The organism is Salifodinibacter halophilus, assembly GCA_012999515.1.
In the GTDB taxonomy this organism is placed as follows: domain Bacteria; phylum Pseudomonadota; class Gammaproteobacteria; order Nevskiales; family Salinisphaeraceae; genus Salifodinibacter; species Salifodinibacter halophilus.
In genome coordinates this window covers 1,666,262-1,681,784 of sequence record JABEEB010000001.1, presented here as the reverse complement: position 1 = coordinate 1,681,784, position 15,523 = coordinate 1,666,262, and the positions used below count along the sequence as shown (strand labels likewise).

At 55.4% G+C, this 15,523-nt stretch carries 12 protein-coding genes; 6 read left to right on the top strand and 6 right to left on the bottom strand.

Features of this window, described 5'->3' with window-relative positions; genetic code table 11:
- Positions 1–293: 293 nt before the first annotated feature.
- The 4 genes from mnmE to rpmH are packed head-to-tail and all read right to left on the bottom strand — an operon-like array spanning position 294 to position 3,938.
- On the bottom strand, positions 294–1,670 hold the full coding sequence (gene mnmE / locus HKX41_07700) for a tRNA uridine-5-carboxymethylaminomethyl(34) synthesis GTPase MnmE (GenBank protein ID NNC24040.1): 1,377 nt from the start codon (positions 1,668–1,670) through the stop codon (positions 294–296).
- Between the two features lie 5 nt (positions 1,671–1,675).
- On the bottom strand, positions 1,676–3,388 hold the full coding sequence (gene yidC / locus HKX41_07695; protein ID NNC24039.1) for a membrane protein insertase YidC: 1,713 nt from the start codon (positions 3,386–3,388) through the stop codon (positions 1,676–1,678).
- A gap of 29 nt (positions 3,389–3,417) precedes the next feature.
- A complete protein-coding gene (gene rnpA / locus HKX41_07690) occupies positions 3,418–3,792 on the bottom strand; it encodes a ribonuclease P protein component (protein ID NNC24038.1) in 375 nt (124 codons plus the stop codon).
- A gap of 11 nt (positions 3,793–3,803) precedes the next feature.
- Positions 3,804–3,938 (bottom strand): 50S ribosomal protein L34, encoded by a 135-nt coding sequence (rpmH, locus tag HKX41_07685; GenBank protein NNC24037.1) that lies wholly within the window; start codon positions 3,936–3,938, stop codon positions 3,804–3,806.
- A 147-nt stretch (positions 3,939–4,085) separates the two neighbouring features.
- Here rpmH and dnaA point away from each other — a divergent pair, with 147 nt between their 5' ends.
- From dnaA to gyrB, 4 genes are all read left to right on the top strand, one after another.
- The gene (gene dnaA, locus HKX41_07680) at positions 4,086–5,393 is read left to right on the top strand and encodes a chromosomal replication initiator protein DnaA (GenBank protein NNC24036.1); all 1,308 of its coding nucleotides are present in this window, start codon (positions 4,086–4,088) and stop codon (positions 5,391–5,393) included.
- A 256-nt stretch (positions 5,394–5,649) separates the two neighbouring features.
- Complete coding sequence (gene dnaN, locus HKX41_07675) at positions 5,650–6,750, top strand: DNA polymerase III subunit beta (GenBank protein NNC24035.1); 1,101 nt, start codon at positions 5,650–5,652, stop codon at positions 6,748–6,750.
- Between the two features lie 42 nt (positions 6,751–6,792).
- Positions 6,793–7,872, top strand: coding sequence for a DNA replication/repair protein RecF (gene recF / locus HKX41_07670; protein NNC24034.1), 1,080 nt, complete (start codon positions 6,793–6,795; stop codon positions 7,870–7,872).
- Positions 7,873–7,916: 44 nt separating this feature from the next.
- Positions 7,917–10,331, top strand: coding sequence for a DNA topoisomerase (ATP-hydrolyzing) subunit B (gyrB, locus tag HKX41_07665; protein ID NNC24033.1), 2,415 nt, complete (start codon positions 7,917–7,919; stop codon positions 10,329–10,331).
- Between the two features lie 207 nt (positions 10,332–10,538).
- On the opposite strand, the gene HKX41_07660 is transcribed toward gyrB, so the two are convergent.
- Positions 10,539–12,593, bottom strand: a complete 2,055-nt coding sequence (locus HKX41_07660) for a glycine--tRNA ligase subunit beta (protein ID NNC24032.1) — start codon at positions 12,591–12,593, stop codon at positions 10,539–10,541.
- The gene (glyQ, locus tag HKX41_07655) at positions 12,590–13,489 is read right to left on the bottom strand and encodes a glycine--tRNA ligase subunit alpha (GenBank protein NNC24031.1); all 900 of its coding nucleotides are present in this window, start codon (positions 13,487–13,489) and stop codon (positions 12,590–12,592) included. The genes HKX41_07660 and glyQ overlap by 4 nt, the downstream gene beginning before the upstream one ends.
- 251 nt (positions 13,490–13,740) lie before the next feature.
- Between glyQ and glnA the strand changes: the two genes are divergently transcribed.
- Both glnA and HKX41_07645 read left to right on the top strand, forming a co-directional pair.
- Positions 13,741–15,150 (top strand): type I glutamate--ammonia ligase, encoded by a 1,410-nt coding sequence (gene glnA / locus HKX41_07650; protein ID NNC24030.1) that lies wholly within the window; start codon positions 13,741–13,743, stop codon positions 15,148–15,150.
- 75 nt (positions 15,151–15,225) lie between these two features.
- Complete coding sequence (locus HKX41_07645; GenBank protein ID NNC24029.1) at positions 15,226–15,513, top strand: DUF4124 domain-containing protein; 288 nt, start codon at positions 15,226–15,228, stop codon at positions 15,511–15,513.
- The last annotated feature ends 10 nt before the right edge of the window (positions 15,514–15,523 follow it).

The following is a 15,523-nucleotide window of genomic DNA, read 5'->3' as shown; positions in this document are numbered from 1 at the left end:
TATGCAATCTGCATAGCAGGAGGCTAGTTAACCAACAGGGCGGTATGTAACGAGCATCGCTTGCGCTTACCACGCGCGATCCCCATCTGTGCCCGCCTAGACGACCATACATCACCCCGAATGCCCAATTCACCCGTGTCATTCGGGGTCGGCTATAACAACCGCAGCAAAACAATCGTTTTAGTGTACAGCGTATGATCATCGCACGGCAATATCAGACCCGTAATGCGGGGCCAGACTGATGGCTATTTTTGCATCACCACATGGCCATTGGCCGCCGGCTCATGTCAGCCTCATTTGCCGATGCAAAAAGTCGCAAAGATCTCACCCAGCAGATCATCGCGCGACACGGCCCCCGTGATTTCGCCGATACTCGCCTGGGCATCTGCCAATTCCTGGGCTACGAGTTCTGGTGCGCCGTCTTCAACCAGCCTTGTCGTCGCACTTTGCAGCGACTGTTCAGCGCGCGCCAGAGCATCGAGATGCCGACGCCGAGCTGAAAATGTAGCGCCCCGGACCGCGCCGCGGGCAACATCCGCACCCAGATGATCGATCAATGTTTCGAGACCAACACCAGTCACAGCGGACAATGCGATAACCGGCTCGGATTGTTCGGTCATCGCCGTGCGCCGACCACCCTCGGTTTCAGTGGTTAAATCGGTCTTGTTGGCGATAAGCGTAACGCCGACCCCGGCCGGTAACGCGTCTATATGGGTGCGATCGGTTGCACACAGACCCTCGTGTGCATCAAAGACGTACAAAACATGGTTGGCGTGCTCTGCGGCATTACGAGCACGCCGCATGCCCTCGAGTTCAATGGGGTTATCGCTGTCCCGAAGCCCCGCCGTATCGACCAAGGTTGCCGGCAACCCGTTCAACTCAACTTGTTCCGTGACAACATCGCGTGTTGTCCCCGGAATGGTGGTAACGATGGCGGTCTCGCGCCGCGCAAGCGTATTGACCAAACTCGACTTGCCCGCGTTCGGGCGTCCCAGAATCGCGATTCGAAGCCCATCGCGCAGCCGTGCTCCCTGACCAGCTTCGCGCGATAAACTGGATAGATCTATCTGCAATTGGTTGAGGCGCTCTCCGATCTGGCCATCCGCAAGCCAGTCCACATCTTCCTCATCGGGGAAATCCAGCGCCCCTTCGATCCAAGCGCGCAACTCGGTCAATGAGCGCGTTAACGTGTTGGCGCGGGTCGCGAATTCACCCTCGAGCGAGCGCACCGCCGCCGTGGCAGCCGCGGCACTCTCAGCGGCGATTACATCGGCTGTGGCCTCAGCTTGGTCCAGGCTGAGCCGGTTGTTTTCGAACGCCCGGCGGGAAAACTCGCCGGCTTCAGCCGGTCGAGCACCGAGTTCGAACAATCGCGCCAGAATCGCGTCGGCCACAACCGGGCTGCCATGGCCCTGTAATTCGAGCACATCCTCACCGGTAAAAGATGCCGGCGCGGCAAAAAACAGCGCCAAACCATAATCAATTACCGACCCCTGGGCCGAACATATCGATCGATGCACCGCATGTCTGGGGGCGGGCAGGTCGCCGATTATCGCGGGCGTGATCTGACGTACGCCGGGTCCCGATACACGAATGACCGCTATGCCAGCGCGGTCGCGGCCACTAGCCAGTGCAGCAATCGTGTCGGGTCGGGCCGAGGCCCCGGACATACAGGCTAATTATTGCTGGCCTTGTGGCCCAGCCCCTCGTTATCCAATTTTTTATAGATATACCACTGCTGAGCGATCGACAGCGTGTTGTTGGTACACCAGTAGAGCACCAGGCCAGCCGGAAAGAATGTGAAAAACACAGCCAAACCAAGCGGCATGATCTGCATCATGCGCTGCTGGAGCGGATCCATCGCCGTGCTGGTTGTCAGCCGTTGCTGGATGAACATCGTTACGCCGAAGATAATCGGCAGGATGAAGAACGGGTCGGCCGAAGATAGGTCATTGATCCAGAGAAATGGCGCCGCGCGCATTTCGGCCGATTCCAACAACACCCAATACAAAACAATGAACACCGGCGCCTGCACGAGCATCGGCCAACACCCAGCCAACGGGTTGAAGCCTTCCTTTTTGTACAGCTCCATCATTTTGGCTTGCATTTGCTGGCGATCGTCGCCGTACTGCTCTTTGATTTGCTGCATGCGTGGCTGGAACTTGCGCATGCGTGCCATCGAGCGGAACTGCTTTTCCGACAGCTTATAAAACAGCAGCTTGATGATCAGCGTCAGCAAAATGATAGCCACACCCCAATTGCCAACAACGGAGTGCAGAAAACTCAACAGTTTGAAGATCGGTCGGGCAAGCACTGTCATGAAACCGTAATCCACGGTCAGATCCAGCCCAGGCGCGACACTGGCTAGATCATTCTGCAGCTTCGGCCCAACGAACAAGCGTGAGTTGAATTGGGTTGAATCGCCCGGCGCGACATTGACCTGCGCTGTTCTGAAGCCAGTCGTAAAGGCATCAGGCGCGCTGTCGGTTGCTTTCTGACTAGCGAAAAAACGAGCCCGGGTTTTCTGGTCCGGGATCGCAGCGGCGAGAAAATAACGCTCCATGACCGCGGCCCAGCCGCCGGTCTGGGTGATGTTGACGGGCTTTTGACCGAGCTTGGCGGTCTCCCGCTTATGATAGCTAAAGTCGTCGCCATTCGATCCGGCGGCATACCAACCGACACCGGAAAACGTCGATGGAATAAACCATGGGTGCGTCTTGGTTACACCGCCGTGTCGCCAAAACCGAACCAGATTCGATACCTCCCAGGGGGCGCCATCACCGTTTTGCACCTTGGTATCGAGGTCAATGCGATACGTATCGCGTTTGAAAACGAATGTCTTTTTGATGGTCCGGCCGTTCGGCCCATGCCAGGCCAACGGCACCTTGAGCGTATCCTGGTTGTCACCAAGCCGGTACGTTGATTTCGCGGCTTTGAAAGTACGCACATTGGATTGTGCCGTGTCACCACCAATGACCCGGCTACTCTGGCGAAAGAAATCACTGTCGCCGGGCTGAAGCAGAGTCAGCGGCGTATCGGGTTGATCCGAAGACAACGGCACATTTCGAAGTGTCGTCCGGTACAGATTGCCCCCGTGCGGGTTGATCGCAATCCTGTAATTGTTGGTAACAACGTGGATAAGCTTATCGGCCGCCACGGACTTAGTGGCTGTTTTTGCCTTCTGCCCCAGATCGGATTTGGAACCAGATTCCGCTTTTTGGCCTGGCGCAACCTGCGACTGATTCTTGGCTTGGCGGTTCTGCGTTTGTTGCTGGTTCGCTTGCTTGGTCTTATCCGCGTTACCCGGATAATCCGTTTGCCAGGCTTGGTAGAGAAGCACACCGAACAACGCGGCGATCGCCAGAAGAATGAAGCGCAGATTTTCCATCGCGTACAGCGTTAGGTTGGTGGGCGGCTTTAAGCGTCCTGGCGAGCGGCCGAGCCAGCCCCGGCGCGCTGTACTGCCCGCCGACCCAGCCGCTCAAGGTCAGCGTAAAGCGCATCATTACTGGCAGTCGTCACGCCTCGGCGTACACTACAAACTATTTCAAGGCCATCCAAATACACGAGCCGCCGGCGGAACCACTCCCGCGCCACGCGTTTGACCCTGTTGCGATCGACGGCTCGGCGACAATAACGCTTGCCGACGGCGAGCCCAAGGCGCGCATCTGTACCTGGTGCGAGCGCCAGAACGAAAAATCGCCCCGGTATTCGATCGCGCTCGGCAAAGACACGGCGATAGTCTCGCCCGGTCGTCAAACGCCGGCGTCTAGGAAACGCCGCGGCTTTCACGGACGGCGTCGCTACGGTGTTAGTTGGTGACGGCCCTTGGCACGTCGTGCAGCAAGCACTCGACGGCCACCGCGGCTTGACATCCGCGCTCGGAAGCCATGCTTACGCTTACGCCGAACGTTACTGGGCTGATATGTCCGCTTCATAGAAACGAGCTATTGTTGTGGAAATCATTTAGCCGCCAAAGTAAAACACTTCAGGGCATGCGCACGCAAGTGGTCAGTTCTGCTGTCCGGATACGTTATGATCCGGCCTATACCTTATGGCCCACATAAACAGCGGAACGTCTAAGCTTGGCCAACAGTACCTGGCAGCGCTGTCTGGCGCAGCTTGAATCCCACCTCCCGGCACGCGATATCAACCTGTGGCTCAGGCCACTCGATGTCCATATCGATGCTGACGGTGTCGACCTGATCGCCCCGAACGATGTCGTTTGTGAACAGGTGGATCGAGAATATCGACAGGCGATCGGGCGATCGCTGCAAAACATCGGCATTACACCGGAGCGTATCCGTGTATATGTGGCCGATGGCCGCGCGGACACATCAGAAAACGAGGCAGCGCCTGCTGCCCAAGAGATCTCGCACAACCTCGACCATCGTTATACGTTCGAATCGTTCGTACAAGGCAAATCGAACCAGATTGCACGGGCGGCCGCAGAGCAAGCCGCCACCCCCGATAACCTGGCCTATAACCCACTGCTGATCTACGGCGGCGTCGGACTCGGCAAGACACACCTGATGCAGGGCGTCGGGCACCGGCTGGTGCAGGCCGATGCGAGCACTCGTTTGGAATACGTGCGCTCCGAGCATTTCGTCAACGAAATGATCACTGCGATCCGGCATAACCGGATGGACCAGTTCAAGAACTACTATCGTTCACTCGACGCTCTGCTCATCGACGATATTCAATTCTTTGCCCATAAGGATCGCTCACAGGAAGAGTTTTTTCATACATTCAACTCGCTCCTGGAATCGAACCAGCGCATTATCTTGACCTGCGATCGCTTCCCCAAGGACGTTGAAGGTCTCGAGCATCGCCTGAAGTCACGATTCTCTTGGGGGCTCTCGGTGGCGATCGAGCCCCCCGAGCTCGAAACCCGGGTCGCGATACTGTTATCCAAGGCCGCGCTGCATGAAATCCAGCTACCGCAAGAGGTCGCTTTTTTCGTGGCTAAGCGCGTCCGCTCCAACGTACGTGACCTCGAAGGTGCGCTCCATCGCCTGAAAGCATCTGCTCAAATTACCGGCGAACCAATCAATCTGGAATTCGCCAAACGCGCACTCAACGATATGCTCGCGGTTTATGACCGGCTTGTAACTATCGACAACATCCAGAAGACGGTCGCCGAATATTACAAGATCCGCCTCGCCGATCTGGTTGGCAAGAAACGCAGCCGCTCTATCGCACGACCGCGCCAACTCGCCATGACGCTGGCCAAGGAACTCACCAACTACAGCCTGCCCGAAATCGGCCGTGGTTTCGGTGGCCGCGATCACACCACAGTTCTCCATGCGCAACGCAAAGTGACCGAGCTTTGCGAAGCCGATCATCGACTGCGGGAAGATTACGACAACCTCGTACGTACGCTGACCAGCTAAACCAACATTGTCTTATGTACAGTCCCCGGATAACCTGTGGATAAATAACTGTATAAACGGAACGTTGCGCCACACGGGTTTGGGTCCACACAAGTAATCCACAGGCCGCACCCAGGCAAACAACGTTGTTATACGAGCTGATGTGAACTATAAGTATTTGATTTATTTTTAATTTAACGAAACGGTCCACCGTTAAACTCACATCTATTACTACTACTACTTTACAAATACAAACGCACTAGATGGATGGTCCAAATTGCAAGTAACTATTCAACGCAGCGATCTGTTACCTGTTCTGCAGTCGGTTATAGGCGTGGTCGAAAAACGCCAGACCATGCCCATCCTGTCGAATATCCTGCTCGAGGCAGAGAATGACTCCGTCATCATTACAGCGACTGACCTCGAGCTTGAGTTAATCGCTCGTTGTCCAGCGTCGATTGGCCAATCGGGGAGTGTGACCGTGCCCGCCCGAAAGCTTTTGGATATCTGCCGGGGGCTGGATCGAAATAGCACACTGTCGTTGACCGAGAACCAAAATGTCGTGCGTGTGGAATCAGGCAAGTCACGCTTTTCACTGGCGACGATTACGGCTGCTGACTGGCCTCGATTGGATGATGTGAAAACCGAGCAGGAGATACAGGTCGACCAAGGGTCGTTGCGAGGCCTTTTAGAGCGCACTTATTTCGCTATGGCCAATCAGGATGTCCGCTATTACTTGAATGGCTTATTATTTGTTGTAAATGGGCAAGGCATTCGGTGTGTGGCAACCGACGGTCATCGCTTGGCGCTCTCAGAAATTGAGTCGACAACCGGCGTTGAACAGCCACTGCAAGCGATTGCACCACGTAAAGCTGTCAATGAAATGGTGCGTCTTCTTGGCACCGAAGATGAAACACTGTCGATACGGATATCTGATCGACACCTACGTATCGAGTTGCCGGAAATCACATTAACGACCAAGCTTATCGATGGTCGGTTTCCGGATTATGAGCGTGTCATTCCGGATTCGGCCCCGAATCAGCTACGCGCTGATCGGCAGTCGCTCCGACAAGCGTTATCGCGTACAGCGATTCTATCGAATGAGAACTATCGGGGCGTTCGCCTGATCCTCTCGGCCAATAATCTGCAATTCCAAGCGCAAAACGTTGATCGTGAGGAAGCTCAGGACGAAATCGCAGTCGAATACAGCGGCGAATCGTTTGAAATCGGTTTCAATATCACGTATCTACTGGATGCCCTCGGGGCGATGTCAGCCGATGAAGTCACGGTTGATTTGGCTGGATCGGATAGTTCAGCCCTTATTCAAGCCCAAGGGGACACATCTACGCGCTATGTGGTTATGCCGATGCGGTTGTAGCGTCTCGGCTTAGCGCTGGGCGGAACGACGTCAGGACCAGCTTTGTATTTCGAAACCCTGGCTCTGCGTGCATTCCGCTGTTTCGAAAGCCTGAATGTGGAGGCCACCCCCGGAGTCAATGTCCTGCTCGGCGACAATGCGGTTGGCAAGAGCAGTGTGCTCGAAGCACTATTTCTTTTAGCGCGTGGCGAGTCATTTCGACAGACTGGATTTTCGGATCGCATACGGGATGGTCAATCGCGCTTTCGAGTTCAGGCAGGCATACGCGATGAACGTAATCTAGGTCGTAGCGTGAGCGTCGAGGGTGCTGGTAACCGGACGCAGTTACACCTCGATGCAGAATCTAATACAACGCGACTCGATCTAGTTCAAGCGATACCGTTACAACTTATTGACCCCAACGTTCATCGGTTGATGACCGAGGGCCCTCGTTTTCGCCGGCGTTTTCTCGATTGGGGGGTGTTTCACGTGGAACATTCTTTTTTCGGGTCTTGGCAGCGGTTTCGGCGTGCGCTCAAACAGCGAAATCGGGCGTTGCGTCATGCCTGGCCCAAGAAAGATGTTGTCGCCTGGGATGCGATATTAATCCGTGAGGCTGAACATCTCGATGCGTGCCGTCGCGCTCATGTCGACGCCATCGCAGATGCTTTACCGCAGTCGATTCGCGACCAATTCGGCCATGCCAGGATTCGTTTTCATTATCGTCCCGGTTGGCCGGTTGATGAAAACTTCGATCGGGCACTCGCACGCACCCTGGATCGCGATCAGAAAGCAGGGTTCACCCAGGTTGGGCCGCACCGGGCGGATTTGCGCATTAAGCTTGATCAAGTGCAAGCGCGAAACCAGGTCTCGCGCGGGCAGCAAAAGCTTCTGACTACGGCGTTACTTCTGGCCCAAGCCCGTGTCATGTATGGGCGCCGTGGATTATCACCGGTCTTGTTGGTAGACGATATTGCAGCGGAGCTGGGCCAAGAATACCGCGACCTCCTCGGCAAGGAGCTTGCAGCTCTGGGAAGTCAGGTTTTTATCACGTTCCTCGATGCAGCTTCGGTTCCCGAACCATTAGCTAGTGGCAGGCGCATTACTTTGGCGACTTCGGATAATGGAGCAACCGTTATTTAGCAAAAGGTGCTAAAATCAAACATTTATAACGTTATAAGACTGCTATGGCGGAACCCGCACCGGCCTACGACTCCAGCGATATTAAAGTGCTTAAAGGGCTGGAAGCTGTCCGTAAGCGGCCTGGTATGTACATCGGTGATACCGATGATGGGACTGGGCTTCACCATATGGTCTTCGAGGTCGTCGATAATGCGATCGACGAAGCACTCGCTGGTTATTGTCACGAAATTGCGGTGACGATCCATCCAGATCAAAGCATAACTGTCGCCGACGATGGGCGGGGAATTCCCGTCGACTGGCATACCGACGAAGAGCGTCCTGCGGCCGAGGTGGTCATGACGATGCTTCATGCCGGCGGTAAGTTTGACGATAATTCGTACAAGGTTTCAGGCGGGCTTCACGGTGTCGGTGTGTCGGTGGTCAATGCGTTATCGGATGCGCTGACCTTAAGTATTTATCGTGATGGCCAGTATTATCGTCAGTGCTACGCCATGGGCGAGCCAAGCGAGGAGCTGCACTCACTTGGCCCAACGACGGAAACCGGAACGGTGATGCATTTCCATCCGTCGCCGGAAGTCTTTACCAATATCACGTTTAGCTACGAAATTTTAGCGCGGCGTCTTCGCGAGTTGTCTTTTCTGAATTCGGGGGTCCGGATTCGGCTAAACGATGAATCAACCGATCGTTCGGAATGTTTCGAATACGCAGGTGGGATCCGGGCTTTTGTGGCGTCGCTTAATGAGAACAAGACGAAGCTGCACGATTCGGTTATTTATCTGTCGAGCGTCAACGAAGGCATCACGGTTGAAACGGCGATGCAATGGAACGACTCCTACCAAGATCAGGTGCTGTGTTATACCAACAATATTCCACAGCGTGACGGCGGCACGCATATGGCGGGCTTCCGTAGCGCCCTGACCCGCTCCATTAATGGCTATATAGAGCGTAATGGCGTCGCGAAAAAAGAAAAGGTTACGCCGAGTGGTGAGGATGCGCGCGAAGGATTGACCGCTGTCCTATCGGTTAAGCTGCCTGATCCGAAATTTTCCTCGCAGACCAAGGATAAGTTGGTCTCGTCCGAGGCTCGGTCGGCGGTCGAATCAGCGGTTAGCGAGTATCTGTCCAGTTTTCTGTTGGAAAATCCTGCTGAGGCGAAGCAGATTGCGGCTAAGGTGGTGCAGTCGGCGCGAGCACGCGACGCCGCACGCAAGGCACGCGACATTACGCGCCGCAAAGGCGCATTGGACGTTGCCGGCCTTCCGGGTAAATTGGCTGACTGCCAGGAAAAGGAAGCGTCGAAATCGGAACTGTTTCTGGTTGAGGGGGATTCGGCTGGCGGGTCCGCCAAGCAGGGCCGAGACCGGCATTATCAAGCGATTCTGCCGTTGAAGGGCAAGATCTTGAATGTCGAGAAATCCCGTTTCGACAAAATGTTGTCATCGGTGGAAGTGGGCGCATTGATCACAGCGCTTGGCTGCGGGATCGGCCGTGACGAGTTCGATCCAGATAAGACGCGTTATCACCGCATCATCATCATGACCGATGCGGACGTCGATGGCTCGCATATCCGAACTCTGTTACTCACGTTCTTCTATCGGCAAATGGCGGCACTGGTTGAGGCTGGCTACGTGTATATCGCACAGCCGCCGCTCTACAAGGTCCGCTCCGGAAAACGAGAGTATTACGTCAAAGACGATCCGGAGCTGGCCTCTCATTTACTCGATTTGGCAAGTAAGAATGCCACGATCGTGGGCCAAAGCAATCGGTATGACAGCGACGCGTTGCACGATTTGCTGGGTCGCTATAACCGGGTTCAAAACGATATAGCGCGGTTAGCGCGCCGTTACGATCCGACAGTGGTCACTGAGATGCTTGGTTTACCTGCGCTTTCGGCTGATTATTTCTACGATCAATCGTTTGTAGCGGACTGGGGAGCGCAGCTGCAACAGCGACTCGACGCGGTATCCGACTCTAACCATCGCTACAGTGTGACCATTTCTGCGGCAGAAACCGGTCAAGAATTGGGTTTGCGGGTAACGCGGACCAGCCACGGTGTCCCCCATACGTCGACATTCGGACAAGGATTTTTCAATAGTCCGGAATACGGCGCCCTTGTTGATGTGAGCCGCATGATCGCCGTGTTGGGCAGTGCGCCATTCGATGTCATGCGGGGGCAGAGCGAGACCCGTGTGGAAACTGTTGAAGCCGCGTATCGTTGGCTCATGGCTGAGGCGAAACGGGGGCTGAGTATCCAGCGCTACAAAGGGCTTGGTGAAATGAATCCGGAGCAGCTATGGGAAACCACGATGGATCCCGTCAATCGGCGCTTGGTCCAAGTTAGGATCGACGACGTTATCGGCGCCGACCAAATGTTTTCCACATTAATGGGGGATCAGGTCGAGCCGCGTCGCGAATTCATTGAGGATAATGCCCTACAAGTCGCCAACCTCGACGTTTAAGGTTGATACTCGCTGCTGAGCCGGCATCGCCGGCTCAGCAGTTTCTGCGCACTTGGATTAGACTCGGGTAAAGGGTGCCCGACGCGACGGTTCGCTTTTTGTACTAGCCCAAGGGCGAACATAAAAACACGATATGGCTGCATTGACGTCGCGCGAAATAATGCAGCCCACCCGCTAACAGCCGAGGTTGCTACAACGGCGGGTGTGTTAACTAGCCAGCCGCGAAATATCGGCAACTCGACAGAATTCACGGTCAAGTGCGCCGAGCAGGGCAAGACGATTGTTGCGCAGGTTCGCATCGTCGACTATGACGCGAACCTCGTCGAAAAAGGCAGCCAAAGGCGCGGCGAAATGCGTCAAGCTCTGGAGGGAGTCGCTGTAATCAATGAGCGCATCCTTATTGAGAGCACGATGATCAAGCATTTCACCGAGCTGTTTTTCGGCCGCTTGCTGATAATGGCTCCTCGTCGGCGCATTGTCGGTATCCCCCTGTTTCTTGAGGATGTTGCGAATACGCTTGTGGGCCTCATAGACTCTAGCTGCGTCCGGTAACGTTCGAAAATGCGAAACGGCTTGCAGACGATTCGAGATGTCCATGGGGTCATGCGAGCTGACGGCTAATATAGCGTCGATGTCCTGGGGCGCTGTGCCTTGTTCAAGGAAATAAGAGCGCAGACGTTCCACGTGGAACATTCGTAGTGCATCGACCGTGCCCGAGGGTGCCTCCACGGGTTGAATCGACACTGCATAGTCGAGAGCCGCATTTAAATCAAGCTGGCTACCCGACTCGATCAGAATACGAACAACGCTGAGTGCGGCGCGACGAAGCGCATATGGGTCCTTGTCACCGCTCGGTCGTTTATCGACCGCGAATATACCCGCCAGTGTGTCGAGGCGGTCGGCCAACGCCAAATTGCGCCCGAGCGCGGTGTCAGGAATGGCTCCAGTGCCACCAACTGGCGCATACTGGGTTCGAATCGCGCGGGCGATGTCCGCCGTTTCACCGTCATTGAGCGCGTAATACTCGCCCATGACGCCTTGAAGGTCGGGAAATTCGTCGACCATCTCGGTGAGCAGATCTGCTTTGGCGAGTTCTGCGGCGCGTTCAGTGTCGCCGGTCGAGAGCTCGAAAAGCGGTGCTAGATAAGCCGCGATGCGGGCAACACGTTGTTGTTTATCCGCGAGATTGCCGAGTTTGGTCTCGAATTGCACACCAGCAAGCTTGGGTACAAGCGACGCCAATCCACGCGTGCGATCCTGGTTCCAGAAGAACAAAGCGTCGTCCAGCCGCGGGCGTATAACCCGCTCATTACCGGAGGCCACCAGCTCAGGCTGAGCGCTATCGACATTGGCGATGGTGATAAAAGAATTGGTTAACGAGCCAGCACTATCTTCGAGGGGGAGATAGCGTTGGTGATGTTCCATTGTGGCGATCAATACTTCACGCGGCAGCTCGAGGAACTGCGTATCGAAGCGCCCTGTAAGCGCGGTGGGATACTCAACAAGCGCGTTGATCTCGGCCAGCAGCGTATCGTCAGAGATGCTGCGGGCATCGCATTCGGCTGCTGTGTGCGCAACTTGTTCGTTGATAATCGCAGCGCGCTTTTCAGGATCGGCTAATACGTACCCGGTGTGTCGAAGTGATGATTCATAGTGGGTTGCATCATCCAAGGGAATCGGGCCGGGGTGATGAAAACGATGCCCCCGGGTCTGGTGATCGCTGGCGATACCGAACAACGAGGCCGGCATGCATGTGCTGCCGTGGATGACTGTCAACCAATGGACGGGTCGCACGAATGAATCGGTGTTCATGCCCCAGCGCATGCGCTTGGGAATGTTGAGTGCCGTGATGGTTTGAGTGAGCACTTCGCCGATGTGTTCGTTAAGCGAACGGCCAGGTATTTCGCGTTGACCTGTCAGACGTCTCCCCCGGCTGGTCTCCTCGATCACCAGTTTGTCGAGTGTCACGCCAAGCGACCGTGCGAACCCATTGGCCGCCCCCGTCGGTTGATCATTGGCGTCGAACGCGACGTCAACGCCGGGTCCTTGCACCGTCTCCGTGTAGCCCGGCGCCGCATCGGCAACATCGTCAATGAGGACCGCCAAGCGACGCGGTGTGGCAAAACGCTGGTAATTAGCCTGTTGGAACCCGTTTTTTTCGAGCTCGGCGACAATACCGCTCGCGAATTGATCTGCGAGGTCGAGCATGGCCGTGGGGGGCAATTCCTCGACGCCGATTTCGATAAGAAGTGGTGCTGTCATGCAGTTTCACCTTCGACTGCGTTGCCGAGCGGAAAACCGCGCGCTTCGCGTGACTGATAATAAGCTTGCGCCGTCTGCCGCGACAGCGCACGGATACGCAGGATGTACTGCTGACGCTCGGTGACTGAAATAGCGCGGCGCGCGTCGAGTAGATTGAACAGGTGGGAACATTCCAGCAGGCGCTCGTAAGCGGGCCCGGGGAGTTCGGCCTGGTTCAATTCGCGACTTTCGGCTTCGATCGTGTCGAATCGCGCGAACAAGTCATCAACGTTGGCGTGCTCGAAATTATAGTGCGACTGTTCGACTTCGTTTTGGTGGAAAATGTCGCCGTAGCGCACCGTGCCTTGCGGTCCGCTCGCCCAGACCAGGTCGTAGACGCTATCTACGCCTTGTAGATACATGGCGATGCGCTCAAGGCCGTAGGTAATCTCCCCGGATACGGGGCGGCAATCGAGACCGCCAACCTGTTGAAAATAGGTGAACTGGGTTATTTCCATGCCGTTGAGCCAAACTTCCCAGCCTAGCCCCCAGGCACCGAGTGTGGGCGATTCCCAGTTATCCTCGACAAAACGGGTGTCGTGGATCGATAGATCCAGCCCCAGCGCTCGGAGTGAATCCAGATACATGTCCTGGATCTCCAGCGGTGACGGCTTCAACAGCACCTGGAACTGATAATAATGCTGCAAACGGTTCGGGTTGTGCCCATAGCGTCCGTCGGTTGGCCGCCGGGATGGTTGTACGTAAGCCGCTCGCCACGGCTCAGGGCCGATAGATCGCAAAAATGTCGCCGGATGAAATGTCCCGGCGCCGACCGGCATATCCAATGGTTGTACAACGACACAACCATGTTTGGACCAATAGGCTTGTAGTTCAGCAATAAGCTGTTGAAAATCCATGAACCCGTTCTCGCGCTTTGAGGCACGATTGTATCGAATCAGCCGCGTCGACGGGTCGGCGTTGGGTTGCACTACAGCAGTGCGTTGCCACAATTGAACAATGTTAGTGCAAACAAGTGCACCCTTTCAGGGCGTCATGACCGTTAGCGTGCTTTAACACGCGATCGAGAATTGGCACGAAACATGCTTAATAAATAGAGCTGTCGTTAATAACTTATCAGTCACTAGACAACAACCTCCCAGGAGCGGCCATGTCGAACAGCCAAGCCCTTAACCTCATCGAGGAAACGAAAGCCCGGTTTGTGGATTTCCGGTTCTGCGACACGCGCGGCAAAGAGCAAAACATCACCATGCCGGCGCATGCTGTCGATGAAGAATTCATCGAGGAAGGCAAGATGTTCGACGGCTCGTCGATCGACGGCTGGAAAGGCATCAATGAGTCGGATATGGTCATGATGCCGCAGGATGAGTCGGCCGTTCTCGATCCGTTTTTCGAGGAACCCACCGTCGTTATCCGCTGCAATGTGCTTGAGCCGAACACCATGATGGGCTACGAGCGCGACCCGCGGACCATCGCCGAACGCGCCGAATCCTATTTACAATCCACTGGCGTTGCGGATACCGCGCTGTTCGGGCCGGAGCCGGAGTTCTTCGTCTTCGACTCTGTCACCTGGCAAAACGAAATGGGGCGTGTCGGGTATCAGATTGACTCGCAAGAAGCGTGGTGGAATTCGAACCGCAACTATCCCGAAGGCAACCATGGCCACCGGCCGGGGATTAAGGGAGGCTATTTTCCGGTCCCGCCGGTTGATTCTCTCCAGGACGTCCGTTCGGCCATGTGTATCGCCATGGAAGAAATGGGGTTGACCACCGAGGTCCATCACCATGAAGTCGGCACGGCCGGTCAGGGGGAGATTGGCGTCAAGTTTAATACGCTTGTTAGCAAGTCAGACGAAACGCTGGTCTACAAGTACTGTGTCGCCCAAGTCGCCGAGAGCTTCGGCAAGACCGCGACCTTTATGCCCAAGCCGTTGGTGGGTGACAACGGTACGGGCATGCATGTGCACCAGTCATTGGTGAAAGACGGCAAAAACATCTTTTCCGGAGAGGAATACGGTGGTTTGTCGCAAGAGGCGCTGTACTATATTGGCGGTATCATCAAGCACGCTAAGGCCATCAACGCCTTCGCCAACGCCTCGACCAACAGCTACAAGCGGCTGGTCAAGCACTTCGAAGCACCCGTGCTATTGGCCTACTCGGCCCGTAATCGCTCGGCATCAGTTCGCATTCCGTGGGTGGCGAGTCCCAAGGCACGACGTATCGAGATACGCTTCCCCGACCCGACAGCCAATCCGTATCTCGCCTTTTCGGCGATGTTAATGGCTGGCCTCGACGGGATCGAGAATAAAATCCATCCAGGCGAGGCCATGGACAAGGATCTCTACGATCTGCCGCCCGAGGAAGAACAAGCGATCCCGATGGTGGCGCAGTCGCTCGAAGAAGCACTCGACGCACTCAATAACGACCGCGAGTTTTTGAAAAAAGGAGACGTCTTTACCGACGATGTCATCGACGGTTATATCGAACTGAAATCGGAAGAGGTGCTCACCCTTAAGATGAGTACACACCCGGCCGAATTCGATCTGTACTACTCCTGTTAAAACACGCAGTCGCATCGCTTGAAAAGGGCGCCTTCGGGCGCTCTTTTTAGCTTGCAGCTGTTCGCGAGCTGGGCCATGAATACGCGCACAATCATGGTATTGAGCGGCTTGTTGGTGTGTGGCGCGGCCAATGCCACGATTTATACTTGGGTGGACAGTAGTGGTGTGCGCCACTACAGTGACATCGCGCAGAATAAAAAAGCGGAAAAAGTCGATCTGTCCAGATTGCAGGCCGTTCAAAGCAACGGTAACGCGCTCGAATTTGTGCGCAGCCACGCCGCTACGCCGCAAAAAAGTACAATAAAATCCCCAGGCCATGAGAATAAAAAAGGCCGAGAAAACGCGGAGCCTTCGACGCCCTAACGGACACATC